We start from the raw sequence: 21,008 nt of genomic DNA, 5'->3' as shown, positions 1-21,008 counted from the left end.
GAATGCGAGTGAGCACTCAACTTTCAGAATCTAAAATTGAAGAAATTAGGAAGGACTTTAGCTTTTTCGATCGTGATGGCAATGGCCAAATCGATTTGCCGGAGTTCATCGAGCTTCTAACCGTAATTTCACCAAAAACAAAAGCTAGCCACGTACAAGAAGGCTTTAAGCTTATCGATAGTAACGACGATGGTTACATCGACTTTGAAGAGTTTTTGGAGTGGTGGCAAGAAGGGTGGTGGGAATACTAAGCGCTAGCTTGTTTTAACCATCTTTTAATATCGTATGCCCGTGTAATCGTTATTGACGAGTGATTACACCGAAACAAAAAAACGAGTGACTTTTTAAGCACTCGTTTTTTTATGTCTGCCATTAGTCGGTGACTATAGTGGATTTAGTTTGAATAAAAGCCTGAAAATCGAACCGTCGCGAAGATGCCTTATCTAATTAAACCGGTTAACTAGAATGGTAAGAGCCCAATAGTTGTTGATCTTACTCGTCGTCATCCGAGAGCGTTTTGCGTGGTTTGCGTTTCACTGGGACCATACCGATATCTTCACCAGACATGGTATCAACACGCTTTTTAACGTTTGCTTTAACAGGTTTCGCTACGCGCTTTTTGCCATTTTGGGAAGTTGCGCCTTTCGACACTTTTTTCTTAGGCTTGAAACCTTTAAACGAAGCTGAAAATTCGTCGTGCGGCGAACACTCTAAAGCATATTGAAGGTGATTTTTAAGCCCTTCGAAGCTGTTCCAATCACGAGGGCCTATTAGTGAGAAAGCTTCGCCTTTTTGCCCCGCGCGTCCGGTACGACCAATACGGTGAATATACTCATCGGCGTTTTTGGGTAGGTCGAAGTTAACTACCAGGCCAACTTTTGACAGATCTAGACCGCGCGAGGCGAGGTCGGTGGTAACTAAAATACTGTGCTGTCCACGAGCAAACGCGCTCATAACCGCTGCACGTTGGCTTTGTAACATGTCACCACGTAGCGCTATGGCTTCTAAGTTTTGTTCGTTAAGCAATGCTGCAATTCTGTCTGTGTCTTCACGGGTCGCAGTAAATACGATAGCTTGGTTGTAAGTACGATTAGCCAACTCAAACTGTAAAATCTGATCTTTGTTATCAACATTGTCTGCAAAGAAACACTTCTGCTCGATATCGCCATGCTCTGCAGTTGAGTCTCCTACCGCTACGCGCACCGCCCCTTTGGTCAGCTGTGTTGTCATATGCTTAAGCTCAATATTGTCGAGCGTGGCAGAAAACAGCATGGTTTGGCGCTTTCTGTGATCAGCATAGTCGTTGATCATCTTAAGCTGAGCAGAGAAGCCTAAATCTAACATTCGGTCGGCTTCATCAAAAATAAGCAGCTCTAAACCGTTTAGATATACGCTTTTGTCTAAAAGATGGTCGGCAACACGGCCAGCTGTGCCTACTATGATATGAGGGTTACGGCGAAGCGCTTTAACCTGGTCGTTGTAGTTTTCGCCGCCCACAATCAGTGAACACGTTAAGTTCAACCCGGTGCACATTGACTTAGCTTCTATGAAGACTTGCTTCGCAAGTTCCCGCGTTGGCGCTAAAATCAAAGCGCGAGGGTCTTGTCTGCTTAATGCTTTTTGTGCCATTAGCCTGTTAATGGCGGGCACTAGAAAGGCGAAGGTTTTACCTGAACCCGTTTTAGAAGACGCAATAATATCTTTTCCTTGGATAGCAGGAAGCATAGTGCGCTCTTGAATTTCCGTTAGCGTCGAAATATTTTTAGATTCGAGCTTTGAAATAATTTTGTGGTGTACAGGTAAATCAGAAACTAGCAAGAAGGTATAGCCTTTATAAATGAACAGTCGAGCGCATTATCCCTTAATGCAAAACGTATTGAAAGGCTTATCGCAGTGGTTAGTCGATGGGTGAATGCTAGGGGATGATAAAGGCGTACGTACGGCAGCAGTTTTGCTAAATACCGCTTAAGTAACAGGTACGCCTTTTGGTTGGCTTTTTAATTATCTCAGCATTATTTTCTCAAATATTAAAACTGCATTTCGGGCACGCTGTCTGGTGCAACTAGTTTACCACCGGTTTTTTCTTTTATTTCATCAATGGTGACACCAGGGGCACGCTCTTGTAATACAAACGCACCATTTTCAACGCTTAATACCGCTAAGTCGGTAATAATCCGCGTGATACAGTTAACGCCCGTTAGCGGCAGCGTGCACTCCCCAAGCAGTTTAGGGTTACCGTGCTTGTCGGTGTGGGTCATGGTAACAATGATGTTTTTTGCGCCAGCCACTAGGTCCATTGCGCCGCCCATGCCTTTTACTAATTTTCCAGGTATCATCCATGATGCAATATTGCCCGATACATCGACTTCAAATGCGCCTAGCACGGTGAAATCGACATGGCCGCCGCGGATCATTGCGAAGCTTTCAGCGCTACTGAAAATCGATGCCCCGGTGATGGCGGTAACGGTTTCTTTACCCGCATTTATCATGTCTGCGTCCACCTCGCTTTCGGTGGGGTAACGACCCATACCTAATAGCCCGTTTTCTGACTGTAGCATTACGCTAATATCATCCGGTACATAACTTGCCGCAAGGGTAGGGATGCCTATGCCTAAATTCACATAGTCGCCATCTTTAAATTCTTGAGCTACGCGCATGGCAATTTGTTCTCTGCTAAGCATTATACTGACTCCTCACTAACTACAAGGCGCTCAATTCGTTTTTCAAAAGTCCCTTGAATAACGCGGTTAACATAAATACCAGGAGTATGAATTTCGCTTGGGTTAAGCGTTCCTGGCTCGACAATCTCTTCAGCTTCCACCACGGTAATCTTACCGGCAGTTGCGGCCATAGGATTGAAGTTTTGCGCCGTGTGTCGATATACACAGTTGCCGAATGTATCCGCTTTCCATGCTTTTACGATAGCAAAGTCGCCGGTAATGGCTTCTTCAAGAATATAGGGGCGCCCATTGAATGATTTTACCTCTTTGCCTTCACCTACCGGCGTCCCATAGCCTGTGGCCGTGTAGAAAGCTGGGATACCCGCACCACCTGCACGCATTTTTTCCGCTAGCGTGCCCTGTGGCGTTAACTCTACTTCTAGTTCACCATCAAGTAATTGCTTTTCAAATAGAGCGTTTTCGCCTACGTAAGACGATACCATTTTGGCAATTTGTTTATCTTCTAACAGAAGACCCAAACCGAAGTCATCAACGCCACAATTGTTCGATACTACCGTGAGATTTGAAACACCCAGCGTTTTGATTTGGGCAATTAGCCCCTCAGGTATTCCGCAAAGACCAAACCCACCTGCAATAACGGTCATTCCGTCTTTCAGACCCGCCATTGCGTCTTCATACGACGAAACGACCTTATTAAATCCTGCCATTTATACTCTCCAACCCATTTTGTTAAAAATAAGTATCAACATTGTTGCTTGATTTGTAAAATCGAATTAATCTTTCTATTAATAAATATTATTTATTAATAGCGAGGTTAGAGGGAATAAACGTGGACGTATCCTACCGACAAGTGAAAGCGTTTGTAGAAGTGGCGAAATCTTCGACATTTGCTGAAGCTGCAGTTAATTTACACCTTACTCAGCCAGCACTGTCTTCTGCCATTAAGAAAATGGAAGAGCAATTGGGCGGCAAACTCTTTAAGCGTAATACGCGTAATGTAAGCCTGACACCGGAAGGTGAAGTGTTATTCCCAAATGCCTTACGACTGCTTCACGATTGGGATAACACGTTTTCAGACATACAGAACTTGTTTGCCATGGCCAAAGGTCAGCTGACCATTTGTGCAATGCCCTCATTTGCAGCGTCACATTTACCCAGTATTCTATCTGCTTTTCACAAGAGAACGCCAAACGTCAACTTGCGTATCGTCGATGTAGTGATGGAGCAAGTTATTCACGAAGTCACTACAGGTCGAAGTGAAATAGGGTTTTCCTTCGAGCCAGAGCGAAAAGATGGGCTAGTGTTTAAAAGTCTGTTTGCTGACCAGTTTGTTGTAGTGGCTAATTCTTCTCAGGCCAAGTATTTAAGCAACGCGCCAAGCTGGCAAGACTGCTTGCTGCACCCTCTGGTAATGATGAACAGAGGTTCCGCGGTTCGGCATTGGACACAATCTCAATTAGCGCGTTTTGGTGAATTGAACATTATTGCCGAAACGGGTCAGTTATCAACGCTTGGCAAATTAATTCAAAATGGGTTGGGCATTTCAATTATGCCGGCTATTTGCCAATCTCAAATGGAGGGGTTAGGGCTGGTAGTGAGACAAATAACAATCAACCCGTTGATAAAAAATATCGGTATTATAAAGCATGCGCGAAAGGGTTTGTCGCTACCTGCTCAATCTATGTGGGACTTAGCTATCGCGCATTACGCTTAAATTGTAAAACCAAGTACTATGCGACGGAGTCAGTTAACCCACAGGGATAAGCAGGCTAACTAATAGGCCTTTACCACTTTTTCTTAGGGGCGAATAATTCGTCCAGTTCGTCGCGCTCTTCTTCTTGCTTCTTGGCCCGATCTTTCTCGTTTACGCTCTTAAGGTTACTTTGTATTTCGTGAAGCCATTCGCCTAATGTAGCTAGGCGAGACGTGGAATATTCATCTTGTTGTGTTTGGTTTTCCAGCGCATTTTTGGCTTTTTCAAAATACTGTCTGGCCGAGCCTAACATGTTAGTTTGAAGCGCAGCGCGGCCTCGCTTGATCAAGGTTTCTACGTTGACTTTTATCTGTAGTCGCTCTAACTGTTTATCTTCATCCATAAATACTTTCGAGTCTATTTGACCTTTACTGTGCTCTGAGCGCAGCACAATTCGCAGCTTTTTAACTGCTTGTATATATTGAATGATCATTTTGTCGTTATCAGGTAGAGAAAACTCTGACAATGCACCGCTTTTATCAGAAAGCGCTGCCGCCGTCGCCTGTTCGCTACTTGCAATTCGCTGTTTAAGTTCAGCGGTACTCGATAGTTCATTCATCGCTTTAAGCGCGTTGAGAATTCGATTGTGTAGAATCCCCATGATGCGAGAAGAAACTGGGATGTTAACGCAAGCGGCAATAACGTTTTCTGTCTCATCGACAATGGTGCGCTGCTTTGCTAATTCTGTTCTGCGCTCAGCTTCCTGTTTTTGTCGATGCTGTTGTATTGCGTTAATGAATATGGCCGCGATGAGCAAAACAACAATTAATATGATAATAATCACGTACATGCGTGTCTTTCCGTCTGTTTTATATTTTTTACAACGTCAGTGTATTCTTACTTACGGGCGTTACTTTCTGAATTACTTAAGGTTATCGGTCAATACTACGGTATTTTTACTTCAAATACACTTCCACCGAGCAATCCGCCATTAGAAAGTGCGATTGTTCCTTCCATGTCCTCCTGCGAATGGGCCCGTGCTATCAATTTTGCAAAAAACAAACCGAGTCCCGTTCTGCCCTGACTTAGCTCGAAATCAGAGAGAGCTTCGTGACTCTTAGACAACATAGACTCAGGGTAGCCGACACCGTCGTCTTCTATCTTTATCGATAAGTAGGAAGATGCGTCTATGGTTGCACTGACCTGTATTTTAGAAGTGCCGTAACGCATAGCATTAATGATTACGTCATTTAACAGCAAATAAATGAGTTCACTGTCTAAGTACCAGCTCAAGTCATCCTCAATATCAGTGGTTATGGTTATATTTTTTTGCGCTACATAAAGTGCATTTGACCCTACAACGTCTTCCACTAAGTCTTTGATAAAACTCTCGTCAACAGTAATAGGAAGGCTTTCTAACTCTGCCCGATACAGGGAAAGAATTTGGACAAGGTTGGTATTTAGCCGAGACGCTTCGTAGTGAACACTGGCTACTTGTTCTTTCGCTTCAATATTTGTTGGAGACAACGTCTCACTTAATGTTTCGATAGATTGGATAAGAAGAAATAATGAGTTTTTCATATCGTGCACTGCAGCGGCAAGCACAGAAGAAAAATCGATTGTGGAAGAAACCTGTTTACTGCTACTCATTATTTATTAAACGCCGTGTATCTTATTTTCCGTAACCTTAATGTAGTTCAATTTCATTAAGGCCGAAGCTTTACCGAGTAAAATGGTAAAAAATGAATTATTTTCAACTTTATAATGGCATTTTCGTAATAGCAACTAGTAAAAACGAGTAGTTTTGGTTATAACGGTGGGAGTACAGTGTCAGACTATCCCATTTAACGGTGTAAACTATGAAGCTACAGCAACTACGATATATCGTAGAAGTTCTTAACAATAATTTGAATGTTTCAGCTACCGCTGAAAGTTTGTATACCTCACAACCGGGTATCAGTAAACAAGTGCGCATGCTAGAAGATGAATTAGGCGTTCAAATTTTTGGTCGTAGTGGAAAGCACCTTACGCACGTCACTGATGCTGGTAATGATGTAATCAATATCGCGCGAGAAATTCTTGCGAAAGTTGAAAGCATTAAAGCTGTTGCCAGAGAGCATACACTGCCTGACCAAGGCAAATTAAACATTGCTACTACGCATACACAAGCCCGCTATGCATTGCCAGATGTAATACAAGGCTTTATGAGTAAGTACCCAAAGGTATCGCTTCATATGCACCAGGGTACGCCATCTCAAATAAGTGACCTAGCAGCAAAAGGTGAAGCAGATTTTGCCATTGCCACTGAAGCACTTCACTTATATAACGATCTGGTCATGCTGCCTTGCTATCACTGGAATCGCAGTGTCATCGTTAATAAAGATCATCCGCTTTCTAAGAAGGGCACCATAGACATTTCGGATATAGCAAAGTATCCCTTAGTTACTTATGTGTTCGGTTTTACAGGTCGCTCAGAACTCGATCAAGCGTTTGAAAGAGCAGGGCTTACACCTAAAATTGTCTTCACTGCGACAGACGCAGATGTAATTAAAACGTACGTTCGTCTTGGTGTAGGTATAGGCGTTATAGCCTCTATGGCAGTAAGTGAAGAGCTTGATGATGATTTAGTTAAAATAGACGCAAGTCACTTATTCGATTACAGCACAACAAAGATTGGTTTTAGAAAAGGGTCGTTCTTACGAAGCTATATGTATGACTTTATCGAGCGATTTGCACCTCATTTAACTAAAGACAAGGTGGAAAAAGCCATGATGCTGAAAAACAATGACGAAGTAGAAAAAATGTTCAAAGGCGTAACGCTTCCCGTGAAGTAGCGTTGTGAAAAACAAGCATGAATGAAAAAAGGGGGCTGTTGCCCCTTTTTTGTATTTTAGTCTTCGTTTACTGCGAGCTAACGATCAACACTCTATGATATTTACTGCCAGTCCGCCTCGTGCCGTTTCTTTATATTTGGTTTTCATATCGTTGCCGGTATCGCGCATGGTCTTAATTACCTTGTCTAACGATACTTTCTGATCGCCCGTCCCGCGTAGTGCAAGTCGCGAAGCATTAATCGCTTTAATCGCACCCATGGCATTTCGTTCGATACACGGGACTTGTACAAGCCCACCAACCGGGTCACACGTAAGCCCTAGGTTATGCTCCATACCAATTTCTGCTGCGTTTTCTACCGACGCTGCGGTACCGCCCATTATCTCTGCAAGTGCGCCCGCAGCCATTGAACAGGCTACCCCAACTTCGCCCTGACAGCCGACCTCTGCGCCAGATATAGAAGCATTCTCCTTATAAAGAATACCTATTGCACCGGCGGTAAGAAGAAAACGGCTTGCGACTTCTTCATCTACAGGGCGTATAAATTTATCTACGTATTGAAGCACAGCGGGAATAATTCCGGCAGCGCCATTTGTAGGGGCAGTCACCACACGCCCGCCGGCTGCATTTTCTTCGTTAACAGCTAGCGCAAATAAGTTTACCCAGTCCATGGTCTGCATGGGGTCGTTAGTATGCTCCGTTTGAAGGCGGCGATATAAGCCAGGGGCACGACGGACTACTTTTAGACCGCCAGGTAAAATACCTTCACTTTCAATACCGCGTTGAATACAGGCTTTCATTACCAGCCATATATTATGCAACTGCTGCTTTACTTCATGCTTCGACCTAAACGTAGACTCATTACGCAGCATTAGCGAGCTAATACTTAACCCATTGGTTTTACATAAAGCAAGTAGCTCTTCGGCTGTTTTAAAAGGAAAGGGGACCGAAGCTTGAAGGGTAGCAGCGTGCGCTTTAGTCGCATCAAAGTCTTCGTCTTTTATAATGAAGCCACCGCCGATACTGTAGTATGTTTGCTGTTTTAACAACGCATCTTTGGCGTACGCGTAGAATGTCAGCGCGTTAGCATGTTTAGGTAGCGATTTACGGCGGTGGAAAATGATTGCGTTCTTGTTTGGGAAGCGCACTAGCTGCTGACCATTGAGTCGAAGTTGCTCGCTGTTGCGAATTTCCTCTAGTCTCGATTCAATGCTGTCTACATCAATCACATCGGGGAGTTCGCCGAGTAAACCCAAAATCACTGCTTTTCCTGTACCGTGTCCGATACCTGTTTGACCAAGAGAGCCAAACAATTCCACTTTTACACTATCTATAGTTTCAAAAAGCGCATTATCTTGTGCTAATTCGCCTACAAATTCAGCACCAGCTTTCATTGGACCTACCGTATGCGAACTAGAAGGGCCAATACCCACGCTAAACATATCAAATACACTAATCATAAACTTTCAAAATTAAAACAAAGTAATAATTAGATCATGCATCTACTAGGTAAAAACCACAATACAGAAATGCTAATAGCGAGATTAGTTTTGCTAATACACTGTAAAGATTAATTTATAGCGCAGTAAAGTTTTGAGATACGTTTGGGCATAGAACGTATTGTTAGCGGTATAACCACGTGTGTTTATACGCAGTGCTACGGGCTTAACCTGAAGTATGAATGTACGTGACCTAGGGGTGGATATGATGGGAAAGGTTACGCAGCATCGCTGCTGTCGCCCCCCATATCATTCTTTCTTGCCAAGGAATAAAGTAAATAGGGAAGGCTTTTTTATCTCGGTGGGTTGTATGAACAAGGTGGTTTTTGCGATTTAACACATGAGCTAGGGGAACCTCGAACACGCTCTCTACCTCGTTTTTATCGATAACGGGGGTAAAGTCGGGGTTAACAAAGCCTACTACTGGCGCAATTTCATAGCCGCTGATGGTGCGGTATCTTGGTAGCATGCCTACCACATCAACGTGGCTTGAAGGAAGGCCAACTTCTTCTTCTGCTTCCCTTAGTGCAGCATCGAACAGCGTGTTGTCTGAGCTATCTACCGCGCCGCCTGGGAAGCTTATTTGTCCAGGGTGGTGTTTCAGGTGATGGGCCCGTTCTGTAAGTAATAGTCGAAGTGAATTTCCGTAATCAATCAGTGGGATTAATACCGCAGCCGGACGACCTGTTTTTTGTAAAGGAAAATCAGGTTCAATGTGAGGCTGCCTAAAGTGATGAAATTGAGATAGAAATTCGTTTCGTGTCATGGCCTTCTAATAATAGTTGCAAACAAGGTTGCTTGTATACTCTTTCAATTATTGGTTTATCGATTCAAGTACCGGCAGTATCTTCGAGACTTTGTCGAGGGTTTCTTGGTATTCTTCACTGGGTACTGAATCTAAAACAATACCACCGCCGGCCCAACAATGTAATCGGTTATTCTCTGCCAATACTGTTCTAATACAAATGCTTGAGTCCATGTCCTCACGGTAACCCATGTAAAAAACACTACCGCAATAAATATTACGTCGGTGTGGCTCTAGTTCATCAATGACTTCCATTGCACGAATTTTAGGGGCGCCTGTAATAGAGCCGCCGGGAAAGGCTGCCGCTAACAACTCAAGTGGTGAGGCGGTTTCGTTTAGCTCTCCGGTAACCGTACTGACTAAATGATGAACCGCTTCATAGCTTTCAAGGGCAAAGAGTGCAGGTACTTTTACCGAATGGGGCTTACAGTGCTTCGAAATGTCGTTTCGCAGCAAATCGACAATCATCAGGTTTTCAGAGCGATCCTTTTCTGCTGATAGCAGACTATCAGCACTCGCTTTATCCTTTAACGGGTTCTTAAATCGTGGACGCGTGCCCTTAATCGGCTTAGTTTCAACTATGCCATCCTTAATCCGCAAAAACCGCTCCGGTGAAATAGAAGCAATACAGCCGTCCGGCAGGTTGAAATACGCAGAGAACGGCGCTTGGTTTTGATTGCGTAGTTCACAGTACGCTTGCCAAATATTACCTTCATATGATGCAGTAAAACGTTGCGCCATATTAACTTGGTAACAGTCCCCAGCACGCAGATAGCCCCCGATGGTGGCTAAACTTTTTTTATACTCATGCTTAGACAGGTTTGATGTAAACGGCGTTGTTAACTTGAAATCTGGAGGCGCAGTATCAGTGGCAACTTTTTTACTGCTGTCAGGGGCAGCAAAAAATGATGTTAAGGGGGCGTTATCTACTGAGCAGTAGTAGATATGGCCAGTTTGGGTATCTTCGATAAGCGAACGTAAGTATAGCCCAACGGTAAAGTCAGGCGTCGCGTAGTCGTCTTTCGCAACACTTGGCAATGCTTCATAGAAACGCCCTGTGTCATAACCCGCCATGCCCGCCACACCAACGATAAAGGGTAGGTGGGATGTATCGAAGTCTACATCTGCACTTATTACTACATTGTTTAGCTGCGAGTGCAAGTGTTGTTCGACGGCCTCGAAAGGGCGCTGCAGAAGGGCCTCACGCTTCGACGTAGAGACATCCACCAAGGTTACTTCATCGCCCTTCGCTTCGATAACGGATACAGGCGAAAACGCCATTATGTTGTAACGACCATCACTTTTTAAAGAGCCTGATGTGTCAAGCAGAAGGGAATAAGGTAGCGATGCCACCTGTTCAAAAAGCGTATTGAATGGCTCATGTGTGTTGTGATGTAAACCGACAATATTTAAGAGCGCTTCTTTCGTATAGCGAGACACATAGACGTGTAAGGGATATGCGTGTGACATAGGTAAATACAATACTTCTTTTTAAGGTCGTGACATTTCTTCAAACGCTTTGTTGAGAACCATTTTTAACTCAATTACAAAGCATTTTACGTGTACAACTACATAACGTTATGTTAATAATCCAGCGCGTCTAATACCGTTTTAGAAAGGCAAGGCGACATAGCTTTTAAAAATAGCTGGAATTAGCATTATGCGTATGGTTTTACATGGTGCGATGCCTTTAGATGCGCTAGTATACGCTTTTTTAGATAGCTAAGACCACGAAAGCCAAATAAAAAGAGGATGTCATGACCGTTATCCGTCAACAAGACTTCATTGACAGCATTGAAGATGCCCTGCAGTTCATTTCTTACTACCACCCACTCGATTACGTAAAAGCCGTAGAAGAAGCGTATAACAAAGAACAGAGCCAAGCTGCGAAAGACGCTATGGCGCAAATTCTTATCAACTCTCGCATGTCAGCAGAGGGCAAACGCCCACTTTGTCAAGACACGGGTATTGTAACCTGCTTTGTTAAAGTGGGGATGGGTGTAACGTGGGATAAAACCGACATGACCGTTCAGGAGATGGTTGATGAAGGGACCCGTCGTGCCTACCTTAATCCAGATAACCCGCTGCGTGCGTCAATTGTGGCAGACCCTGCTGGCGCCCGTAAAAACACCAAGGATAACACGCCATCTGTGGTTCACATTGATATGGTGGCAGGTGAAAAAATTGAGGTGATGATCGCGGCAAAAGGTGGCGGCTCTGAAAACAAATCTAAAATGGTAATGCTTAACCCGAGCGATGATATTGCTGATTGGGTGGTTAAAACGCTACCAACAATGGGGGCGGGCTGGTGTCCACCCGGTATGCTTGGAATAGGTATAGGCGGTACAGCTGAAAAAGCAGCGGTACTTGCTAAAGAAAGCCTGATGGACCCTGTCGATATACAAGAGTTGATTGAACGTGGCCCACAAACTACCGATGAAAAGCTTCGCTTAGAAATTTTTGACCGCGTAAATAAACTCGGTATTGGCGCGCAAGGCCTAGGTGGTTTAACAACGGTAGTGGATGTGAAGATCAAATCCCTGCCTACACACGCTGCTTCAAAGCCTGTTGCCATGATCCCTAACTGCGCTGCGACACGTCATGCACATTTTTATTTAGACGGTTCAGGCCCGACAGAGCTAACGCCACCTAAGCTTGAAGACTGGCCAGAAGTAACATGGGAAGTGAGTGAAAATACCCGCCGTGTAAACCTTGATGAAGTGACCAAGGATGATATTCAAGAGTGGAAAGTAGGCGAGACCGTATTACTATCGGGTAAAATGCTTACAGGTCGTGATGCAGCGCATAAACGTATTCAAACTATGATGGAAAACGGCGAAGGGCTTCCCGAAGGCGTTGACCTAACCAACCGCTTTATTTATTACGTTGGCCCAGTTGACGCTGTAGGCGATGAAGTTGTAGGCCCTGCTGGCCCCACGACGGCGACGCGTATGGATAAGTTCACCGATATGATGTTAGAAGAAACCGGCCTAATCGGCATGATTGGTAAAGCAGAGCGCGGCCCTGCTACGGTTGACTCAATCGCTAAACACAAAGCGGTGTATTTAATGGCAGTAGGTGGTGCAGCTTACTTAGTGTCTAAAGCAATTAAAAACGCGCGCGTTGTCGCTTTTGAAGATTTAGGTATGGAAGCCATCTACGAGTTTGACGTTGTTGATATGCCAGTAACGGTCGCTGTCGATAGTACAGGTGCCAATGCGCATAAAAATGGTCCAGCCATTTGGAAAGCAAAAATTGAAGAGTTAGACGCGTCGCTATCTAAATAGAGGCCAGCTTATGTTGAGCGACTGCATTATATTCGCTTAACTCATGCTCTAGTTCATAAAAAACAGGTGCGTATGCACCTGTTTTTGTATCTTTTATTAACCTTACCGTTAAGAGTGCGTACCAAAAATTCGCACCCTTAGTAGATAACGCGACCGCTGATGTTGGTAAACGCAGTAAGATTTGTTTATAGTGCTGTACAAAATAACAGTATGAAGTTAGCACTATGTTTTCCAACCTTATTTCCAGCGAACCCACTGCATTTTTAATTGCGTTTCTTAGTCTTAGCGTACTCGCGCTCTATTTATTCATTCGTAGCCAGAAAGTGGCCGCGCGAATGAAGCATGTCACTACACAATGTGAACAATTACAGACTGAATTAAATAGTGAGCGAATCACTAGCGCCAAGTTACACGCACAAAATGAAGCGCATCAAGCACGCATCCAGGCACTTCACACCGCGCATGAAGATAAACTTGCTGCGATGAACGCGTCTGAGCAGCGCTTACATACCCAGTTTGAAAACCTCGCAAACCGAATATTTGAAGAGAAGCAGCAGCGTTATACACAGCAAACTAAACACAATATTGAAGCGGTGCTTGCACCGTTTAAAAACGAATTAGATGGGTTTAAGCGCCAAATCTCTGAGCAGCATATCCGCGAAGGTCAAGAACGCGCGTCGCTTAAAACAGAAATATTAAGTCTTAAAGCACTTAATCAGAAAATCACTGAAGAAGCCGCCGCATTAACCAATGCACTAAAAGGCGACAATAAAAAACAAGGTAATTGGGGCGAGGTAGTATTAGAGCGAATTCTAAAAGAGTCAGGTTTACGAGAAGGTCACGAGTTCGAAACGCAAATGTCTGCTACCTCTGAACAAGGCAAACGCTTCCAGCCTGATGTTGTCGTGCACTTACCCAATGATAAAGACGTCATAATAGATTCGAAAGTGAGCCTCGCCGCTTATGAGCGCTACTTCAACTGTGAAGATGATACAGAAAAAGCCCAACACCTTGCGCAACATGTTGCGTCTATTAAAGGCCACATCAAAGGCCTAGGAGCTAAAGACTATCAAACGTTACAGGGCATTAAAACGCTAGACTATGTGTTGCTTTTCATTCCTATTGAGCCTGCATTTCTTATTGCAGTTGAAGAAGAGCCAGAGCTTGTTACCACCGCGCTTAATCACAATATTATGCTGGTTAGCCCTACAAACTTATTAGTTGCTCTTAGAACGATTAATAACATCTGGCAATACGAATACCAAAACCAAAACGCACAGCTTATCGCCGACCAGGCAGCTAAACTTTATGACAAGTTTGTTGGCTTTGTTACTGATATGGAAAAAGTAGGGAAGTCAATAGACAGTGCCCATACCAGTTACGAACAGGCAATGAACAAACTAACCAGTGGAAGAGGCAATATTGTAAGGCAGATAGAGAAGTTTCGGGAGCTTGGGGTGCAGCCTAGTAAACGAATGTCACAACATTTGCAGCAACTTTCTCAAGATGATTAAAAAAGGCCGCTTTAAAAGCGGCCTTTCTAGTTTAACGTAAAACGTTACGAACGTTTCATGCGTCTACGTAGGTATACCGCTGGCGCTAGAAGCAATGCAATCCAGCCCATAGAACCACCAGACTTATCGTTAACTATAATAGTCACGCTGTCTGTTGTCGTATCGATACCGTCTGTTGCTGTTACTTGTACCGTAACACGATTTGCTTGCTCGTGACTTGGTGCAGTACCAGTAAATGACGTTGTTTCAACACCGTCGATAGTAATAGTAACGTCATCACCATCTGCGTCAGTTGCTGAAGCAGTTACAGTAAATGATTCACCTTCATCAACGCTTGATGGCGCAGAGATTGAAAGTACAGGAGCATCTTGTACGCCTGCAACCGCTACTGATACCGTGCCTTCGCCAATGATGTCACCTTCTACCACTTCGCCTTCATCTGTAGTAGTACCCTCTACCTGAACTGTGTAGGTGAATGAGTCTTCACCGAAGAAGTCTGCGTTTGGCGTGTAGGTTACCGTACCATCGTCATTAACCGTCACTGTGCCGTTTGCTGCTTCAGTAGTTACTTCAACAGTTGACGGGTCTAACTCTTCTCTATCAACTTCAATAGGCGTATATGTCCTAAAGTCACCTGATAGTGAATCCATCTCAAACGTATTGAAGATGATATCTTCCTTCTCGTTTGCCAAGATGTTAGCTGTAATAGAGGCATCCTCGTCAACTGAAAGCGTGTCATCCATTAGCTCACCCGCTGGCTTTACTGAACCGCTATAGCTCACTGTAATTTGATCACCTGGGATGGTAACGATACCAAATTCATCACCCTCTACTGGTAGAGAACCTGTAACGCCAGTGCTTAACTGTGCAGCATGAGTATAACCAACGGTACCTGTCGCATCTTCAAAACCTACAACAGCAGGGGTGTTGTTAGGGCTCATAGGTCCATATGCAAACGAGAATGTTTCAGCACTCGCATCGTACCAAATTTGGAAATTTACGCTTGTACCCTCTTGCCCCCATAGCATCGCATTTTCCCATTCAACTACGAAATAGCTATCAGTACCGGCACTCAAGTTTTGAGCATATATATTGCCGGTGCCTATATCATTATCGGCAGTGCCTTTAAGGTTAAGGTCCGTCCAGTAAGGAGCAATAACATTATTAGGCTCTTGCGAACCAGGTAACTCATGGGGTCTGTATTCGGTAACGCTACCCGATGCAGTCCCTAAAGAAATAAACCCATTTGAAGAAATTTGCACACTTGTATACGTTTGACCCATATATTCTATGCCCACAACTGGTTCAACAGTTATCACTGTATCATCACATTCTGAACTACAGACTAAAGGCTGTGCAAAAGATAGGTTACGCATTGGAAAATAACCAAACGGCGCTGCTGTTTCAACGAGTTCAAGCGTTGCAGTGTTCAATGCCCCTTCCCAGCGAACTTCACGTTTTTCTGCATCGTAAGTTACTGGCTCTTGGTTGCCGTTTTTGACTGCTGAAATACTAGAAACGTCGATATCGTACTTTTCATCAACGGTTGAAGTTACGCCGATTAGGCCTGTCACACCTTGGTTAGTGACTGATGCAGATGTTCTAACCACTTCATTCTCTGATGCAAACTCATTGCTAACCGAGCTGTTGAATAACTCAGGCTCGTCGGTGTTAATAGGATAAATGGCAATAGGGATGAAGTAATCCGTTGTTTCATCGTTAGTATCCGCCCAGTTAATACCACCAAATAACCATTCTCCAGAATCTACAAGTGATACATCTACCGAAACCATGATCTGTGCAGATGCACCAGCAGGTAAGGTTGCCAATGCAGGCGTAACCGTTGCAACAATATTCTCATCATCAAACATTGTGGTCGCATCAACGGTCACATCAGCGTCGCTTGTATTAGTAACAGTGACAGACATGTCGCAAGTAATATAACACTCAGACGAAACGAGACTTAAATCGCTGTACGTTAGCTCAACTGATGTCGCACGTGGCAAGTCTAGGCGGCCCGCACCCATGTCAAAGTTGTCAGCTTGTGTAGCAGCGTCTTCTTTTAATACGTCACGAATAGATGAAGTAACAAGCGCGCTCTTAATTTGCTGTGCAGTCCAATCTGGGTGCATCTGCTTAATGAGTGCCGCTGCACCAGCCACGTGTGGTGACGCCATAGACGTACCGCCTTTAAACGAGAAGCTCTCGCCTTCGTGTCCCGGTGCGTCTGGAGATTCACCAGAGAAAATTCTAACGCCAGGCGCAGCAATGTTAGGCTTCAAGAACGTAGGGTCGCCGTTAGGACCACGTGAGCTAAAGTCGGCCATGATATCTGCCAAGCTATCAGATACAACGCGAACTACTTCTGCACCAATTGTGATATTAACCGCTTCTTCAGACTCTGAGATTAGTGTTGCTAACTCTTGACCCGGGGTTGCAGGGATCATGAATGAAGGAACCGTCTGGTCTGGGCTAAGGCCGCCCATTAAGATTGGGGCTTCTCCGCGACCATCCACATTGTGAACAACGACCGCAACAGCACCCGCAGCTTCAGCGTTTTCAATCTTTGTTACAAAACCACAAGTACCGCGGCTAACTAGAGCAATCGCTCCTTCAAACACAGAATCATCGGCAAAAGGCTCACATGCTTCAACATTTTCTGCATTAACTGCACCAGCGTAAACAACAGGGGCTGTTAGTGCAGTGTCAAAAACGATGTTAGGGTTTCCAACAGAGTAAAGCGCTGGAATGGTACCAATTGAAGTGTCACCTTCAATCGTCAACTCGTTAGCAAATAGGCGGGCTGTGGTTGTTGCCGCCACAGTAATAACGTCGTCAGAGCAACCAGGACAACCGATTGAGGTTTCGAGTGGGCCATCGTTACCCGCTGCAAATACCGTAACAACACCGGCATCGTGCATGGCTTCTAATACATCTTCATAAACAGAGCCGTTAGGGTTGCCGCCAGCGCCGCCGCCCCATGAGTTATTTACAACATCAGCGCCGTCTGTCAGTGCAGCTTCAAGCATTGAAAGCAACATAGACGATGCGCCGCTTGAAGAAGCGGGGTTTGCAGGCGTTGCATACAGGCCTTTATAAGCCATCAAATAAGCCGCTGGCGCAACCCCTGAAATTTCTGCCTCTGCGCCATCGCGTTCTGCCATAACGCCGTAGTTACCTACTGCAGTACCGGCTACGTGAGTGCCGTGACCGTTAAAACCTAGCGGGCTTTCATATTCTTCTTCTACAACACTAAAGCCTTCAACGATTTCAGCAGCACGAGCAACGATTAGCTTGTTGTTGCAAAAGTCAGGAACTTCTGAACAGTAATCATCAGTTGGAAGGGTGTCTGCGGCAGGAGCCGTAAAGTTCTCACCGCTAAACAAAGGGTTCTCTGGGCGAATACCACTATCGATAATGGCTACTTTAACACCCGCACCGGCGCTTTCTTTACCGCCAAACTGTTCCCACGTCTCAACGGCACCAATTAGATCCAAACTTGCGTCCATTTGGGCATGATGAATTACATCAGGATATACCGCTTTTACCGTTGACAGGCTTGAAAGTTTATCAAGCGCACTTTTCGATACGATACCCGCAAAACCGTTGAACGCCGCTGTATAAGACAAATCAGCTTTAAAGGATTTGTCGAATGCTTTAATTGTTTGGATAACAGATTGCTGTTGCGTTTCTAGGAACGATTTATATTCTTTCGCTGCGTTAGACTCAAAGTTAACTTTCTGCCCCTTGTGCGCAGACATACTGTTTACGCTTGGGTTTACTGCGCTGAATTGCGCCATTGGTACGTCATGTAACTGAACGATAACACGTACACTGTCACTGCTAGCTTGAATTGCATTGGCTAGAATATTTTTCTTATCGAAAGAGGCTTCGATTGCATTGCGTTGCTCAACGCTATGGCCGGAAATTTGGTTGGAAATTGCTAACGCGCCAAAAGCAGAACCTGCTAATGCCGTAGCAACTACGGTACTGATTAGTGTTTTTTTCATAATTATTCTCGTGTGAATAGTTCCCTGGAGTCCGGCGGCTTTTTAGGTCGATTTTAAAGGTCATTCGCCTTTATTTATGTGCCGTTTGTCGCCGTGACTATCTATTACTAGCACACTTTTATTTGTTTTGTAACGTGTGTTTCAGTAATACACACTTTACACATTTTGTTACATTTGAAGAGGGAATATAATTTTGAAATTTAACTAGATTAATAAGTGAAAAACGCGGTTCTTTTTGCATTAAATTGTAATTTAATTACATGTTTTCTCTGTCTAATAGAAGAAATAGAACGAAGACGCTCCCTTCGAATGAAATATTTATCCTAACTATTTATCAATATTTTTACATGGCATTTACTTTATTAGGATGGATATCCCCACAAGGGCACATCATTGAGTATGGCTATCTCATGCATTTGCTAAATCGTTGGCGAATAAAAATGACGCTCCTGCTTCCTCTCTACTAGCATAGTCATTCACTATAAAGTCGCTATTAGCCCTCAGTTTTAAGGGGAACAAACGTGAAAGACAGAAACCATTTGGCCGAAGTAAAAACAACAAATAAGGTCGAGATTATTTCTAAAGGGGTGGTTGATATCCCTATGTTGCAGGTTCTTTCTGAACAGGGAGAACTTATTAAAAACGCCCAAGAGCCTAACATCGACAAGGAAGAGGCATTAAAAATTTTTAATACCATGCATTACATCCGAGTATTAGATGAACGCATGGTAGGTGCACAGCGCCAAGGTCGTATTAGTTTCTATCTCGCCAGTACGGGTGAAGAGGCGGCTTCGGTAGCGAGTGCGGCTGCGCTTTCAAATGATGACATGATCATGTCTCAATACCGCGAACAGGGTGCGCTTGCCTATCGCGGTTACACTACAGATCAGTTCATGAATCAAATGTTCAGCAATAAAGACGACCCGAATAAGGGACGTCAAATGCCTATCCATTACGGAGACAAAACCCTTAATTTCATGACAATTTCTTCGCCCCTAGGGACGCAGATTCCCCAAGCATCCGGTTACGCTTACGGGCAAAAAATGTCGGGTAAAGATGTTGTCACTATATGTTACTTCGGTGAAGGTGCTGCATCAGAGGGGGATTTTCACGCGGGGTTAAATATGGCTGCTGTACTTAATTGCCCGGTTATATTCTTCTGCCGAAATAACGGCTACGCCATTTCAACACCAGCAGAAGAGCAGTTTGCTGGCGACGGTATTGCGTCAAGAGGGCTAGGCTATGGAGTTAAAACCATTCGCGTAGATGGAAACGATGCTCTTGCGATCTATGCGGCAACCAAAGAAGCCCGTCGCATCGCTATAGAAGAAAAATGCCCTGTACTTATCGAAGCAATGACATATCGCTTAGCTGCACACTCTACGTCGGATGACCCGACAGGGTATCGCTCTCGTGAAGAAGAAGACAAATGGCGAGCCAAAGACCCTATTGCTCGAATGGCGAAATGGTTAGAGAGCAAAGGGTGGTACAACGAAGCCGACAATCAAAAACGCGTAGAGAAAGCGCGTCAAGATGTATTGGCTGCAATGAAAAACTGCGAGAAAACCGATATATGTGCCGTTGAGGACATTGTTGAAGACGTGTATGACACACCACCTTGGCACCTAAAAGAACAAATAAACGAGCTTAAGTCACATATCAAAAAGTACCCGAAGATGTACCCTAAAACCGCAGAGAGAGTGAAGTAATGGCGAAGATGAACTTACTACAGGCTATCAATAACGCGCTCATCACAGCCATGACCGACGATGAAAAAGTCATGGTTTTCGGTGAAGATGTAGGCCATTTCGGCGGTGTTTTTCGTGCAACGAGTCACCTACAAGAGAAGTTTGGTAAAGCCCGCTGTTTCAATACGCCGCTAACCGAACAGGGCATCATCGGATTTGCCAATGGTTTGGCATCCCAAGGCTCGGTGCCTGTGGCCGAAATTCAGTTTGGTGATTATATCTTTCCCGCTTTCGATCAAATAGTAAACGAAACCGCAAAATGGCGATATCGCTCTGGTGGACAGTTCGATGTGGGCACGTTAACTATTCGTACTCCTTATGGTGGTGGGATTGCTGGCGGTCATTACCACAGTCAATCGCCGGAAGCCTTTTTTGCCCATTGCCCGGGTTTGAAAATTGTAATCCCACGCAACCCTTACCAGGCCAAGGGGCTGTTACTGGCGTCAATCCGTGATAAAAACCCGGTGTTGTTTATGGAGCCTAAGCGTTTGTACCGCGCTTCGGTGTCTGATGTACCAGAAGAAGATTATGAGCTGCCGTTAGGTAAAGCCGACATAGTACAAGAAGGTAGCGATATTACGTTACTAGGTTGGGGTGCTCAAATCGAAATACTGCAAAAAGCTGCTGAGATGGCGTTAGAAGATGGCGTGTCATGCGAAATCATCGACTTGCGCAGTATTTTACCGTGGGATGCTGAAACCGTTATGCAGTCGGTAATGAAAACTGGACGATTACTGGTTAACCATGAAGCACCGCTTACAGGGGGCTTTGCTAGCGAGATAGCGGCAACCATACAAGAACGCTGTTTCTTGTACCTTGAAGCACCTATAGCTAGGGTCTGTGGTCTTGATACGCCATATCCATTGGCACATGAAAAAGAATATATGCCAGATGAAACTAAAACCTACGAAGCAATTAAGCGTACGCTTCATTATTAAA

Annotated in this window: 16 protein-coding genes; 7 read left to right on the top strand and 9 right to left on the bottom strand. The window is 44.4% G+C overall.

Annotated elements, in window-relative coordinates:
* Positions 1 to 8: 8 nt before the first annotated feature.
* Positions 9 to 251 carry an EF-hand domain-containing protein gene (locus tag ACTRWF_RS07770; protein ID WP_012518428.1) on the top strand — a complete coding sequence of 81 codons (243 nt, stop codon included), beginning with the start codon at positions 9 to 11 and terminating at the stop codon, positions 249 to 251.
* A 241-nt stretch (positions 252 to 492) separates the two neighbouring features.
* Here the strand turns inward: ACTRWF_RS07770 and ACTRWF_RS07765 are convergent, their stop codons facing one another.
* The 3 genes from ACTRWF_RS07765 to ACTRWF_RS07755 form a co-directional block, all read right to left on the bottom strand.
* Positions 493 to 1,818 carry a DEAD/DEAH box helicase gene (locus tag ACTRWF_RS07765; protein WP_015067246.1) on the bottom strand — a complete coding sequence of 442 codons (1,326 nt, stop codon included), beginning with the start codon at positions 1,816 to 1,818 and terminating at the stop codon, positions 493 to 495.
* 209 nt (positions 1,819 to 2,027) lie between these two features.
* Entirely contained in the window at positions 2,028 to 2,681 is a 654-nt protein-coding gene (locus ACTRWF_RS07760) for a CoA transferase subunit B (RefSeq protein ID WP_012518430.1), read from the bottom strand.
* Complete coding sequence (locus ACTRWF_RS07755; RefSeq protein WP_278385675.1) at positions 2,681 to 3,388, bottom strand: CoA transferase subunit A; 708 nt, start codon at positions 3,386 to 3,388, stop codon at positions 2,681 to 2,683. The genes ACTRWF_RS07760 and ACTRWF_RS07755 overlap by 1 nt, the downstream gene beginning before the upstream one ends.
* Positions 3,389 to 3,510: 122 nt before the next feature.
* On the opposite strand from ACTRWF_RS07755, the gene ACTRWF_RS07750 reads away from it, so the two are divergent.
* A complete protein-coding gene (locus ACTRWF_RS07750; protein WP_278385677.1) occupies positions 3,511 to 4,395 on the top strand; it encodes a LysR family transcriptional regulator in 885 nt (294 codons plus the stop codon).
* Between the two features lie 70 nt (positions 4,396 to 4,465).
* Here the strand turns inward: ACTRWF_RS07750 and ACTRWF_RS07745 are convergent, their stop codons facing one another.
* Complete coding sequence (locus ACTRWF_RS07745) at positions 4,466 to 5,224, bottom strand: hypothetical protein (RefSeq protein WP_015067249.1); 759 nt, start codon at positions 5,222 to 5,224, stop codon at positions 4,466 to 4,468.
* Between the two features lie 95 nt (positions 5,225 to 5,319).
* Entirely contained in the window at positions 5,320 to 6,024 is a 705-nt protein-coding gene (locus ACTRWF_RS07740) for a sensor histidine kinase (RefSeq protein WP_012518434.1), read from the bottom strand.
* Between the two features lie 209 nt (positions 6,025 to 6,233).
* On the opposite strand from ACTRWF_RS07740, the gene cysB reads away from it, so the two are divergent.
* Positions 6,234 to 7,208 (top strand): HTH-type transcriptional regulator CysB, encoded by a 975-nt coding sequence (gene cysB / locus ACTRWF_RS07735; protein WP_015067250.1) that lies wholly within the window; start codon positions 6,234 to 6,236, stop codon positions 7,206 to 7,208.
* An 84-nt stretch (positions 7,209 to 7,292) separates the two neighbouring features.
* On the opposite strand, the gene ACTRWF_RS07730 is transcribed toward cysB, so the two are convergent.
* From ACTRWF_RS07730 to pabB, 3 genes are all read right to left on the bottom strand, one after another.
* Entirely contained in the window at positions 7,293 to 8,666 is a 1,374-nt protein-coding gene (locus ACTRWF_RS07730) for an L-serine ammonia-lyase (protein ID WP_462835328.1), read from the bottom strand.
* A gap of 232 nt (positions 8,667 to 8,898) precedes the next feature.
* Positions 8,899 to 9,471 carry a CoA pyrophosphatase gene (locus tag ACTRWF_RS07725; RefSeq protein WP_012518437.1) on the bottom strand — a complete coding sequence of 191 codons (573 nt, stop codon included), beginning with the start codon at positions 9,469 to 9,471 and terminating at the stop codon, positions 8,899 to 8,901.
* Positions 9,472 to 9,519: 48 nt separating this feature from the next.
* A complete protein-coding gene (pabB, locus tag ACTRWF_RS07720) occupies positions 9,520 to 10,980 on the bottom strand; it encodes an aminodeoxychorismate synthase component I (RefSeq protein ID WP_462835327.1) in 1,461 nt (486 codons plus the stop codon).
* Positions 10,981 to 11,267: 287 nt separating this feature from the next.
* Between pabB and ACTRWF_RS07715 the strand changes: the two genes are divergently transcribed.
* Positions 11,268 to 12,797: a FumA C-terminus/TtdB family hydratase beta subunit gene (locus tag ACTRWF_RS07715; RefSeq protein ID WP_462835326.1), complete on the top strand. Its 1,530-nt coding sequence runs from the start codon at positions 11,268 to 11,270 to the stop codon at positions 12,795 to 12,797.
* Between the two features lie 224 nt (positions 12,798 to 13,021).
* Positions 13,022 to 14,311, top strand: a complete 1,290-nt coding sequence (gene rmuC / locus ACTRWF_RS07710; RefSeq protein WP_015067254.1) for a DNA recombination protein RmuC — start codon at positions 13,022 to 13,024, stop codon at positions 14,309 to 14,311.
* Between the two features lie 44 nt (positions 14,312 to 14,355).
* Here rmuC and ACTRWF_RS07705 read toward each other — a convergent pair whose 3' ends face one another.
* Entirely contained in the window at positions 14,356 to 18,321 is a 3,966-nt protein-coding gene (locus ACTRWF_RS07705; protein WP_287149453.1) for a S8 family serine peptidase, read from the bottom strand.
* 521 nt (positions 18,322 to 18,842) lie between these two features.
* Between ACTRWF_RS07705 and ACTRWF_RS07700 the strand changes: the two genes are divergently transcribed.
* Together ACTRWF_RS07700 and ACTRWF_RS07695 are read left to right on the top strand one after the other, a co-directional pair.
* Entirely contained in the window at positions 18,843 to 20,030 is a 1,188-nt protein-coding gene (locus ACTRWF_RS07700) for a thiamine pyrophosphate-dependent enzyme (protein ID WP_462835325.1), read from the top strand.
* On the top strand, positions 20,030 to 21,007 hold the full coding sequence (locus ACTRWF_RS07695; protein ID WP_012518445.1) for an alpha-ketoacid dehydrogenase subunit beta: 978 nt from the start codon (positions 20,030 to 20,032) through the stop codon (positions 21,005 to 21,007). The genes ACTRWF_RS07700 and ACTRWF_RS07695 overlap by 1 nt, the downstream gene beginning before the upstream one ends.
* Position 21,008: the final 1 nt, after the last annotated feature.

The sequence above is a fragment of the Alteromonas sp. G5_S2_22_S1 genome (assembly GCF_054968525.1).
The sequence above is the reverse complement of the archived record's forward strand: the minus strand, read 5'-3'. Positions and strand labels throughout refer to the sequence as shown.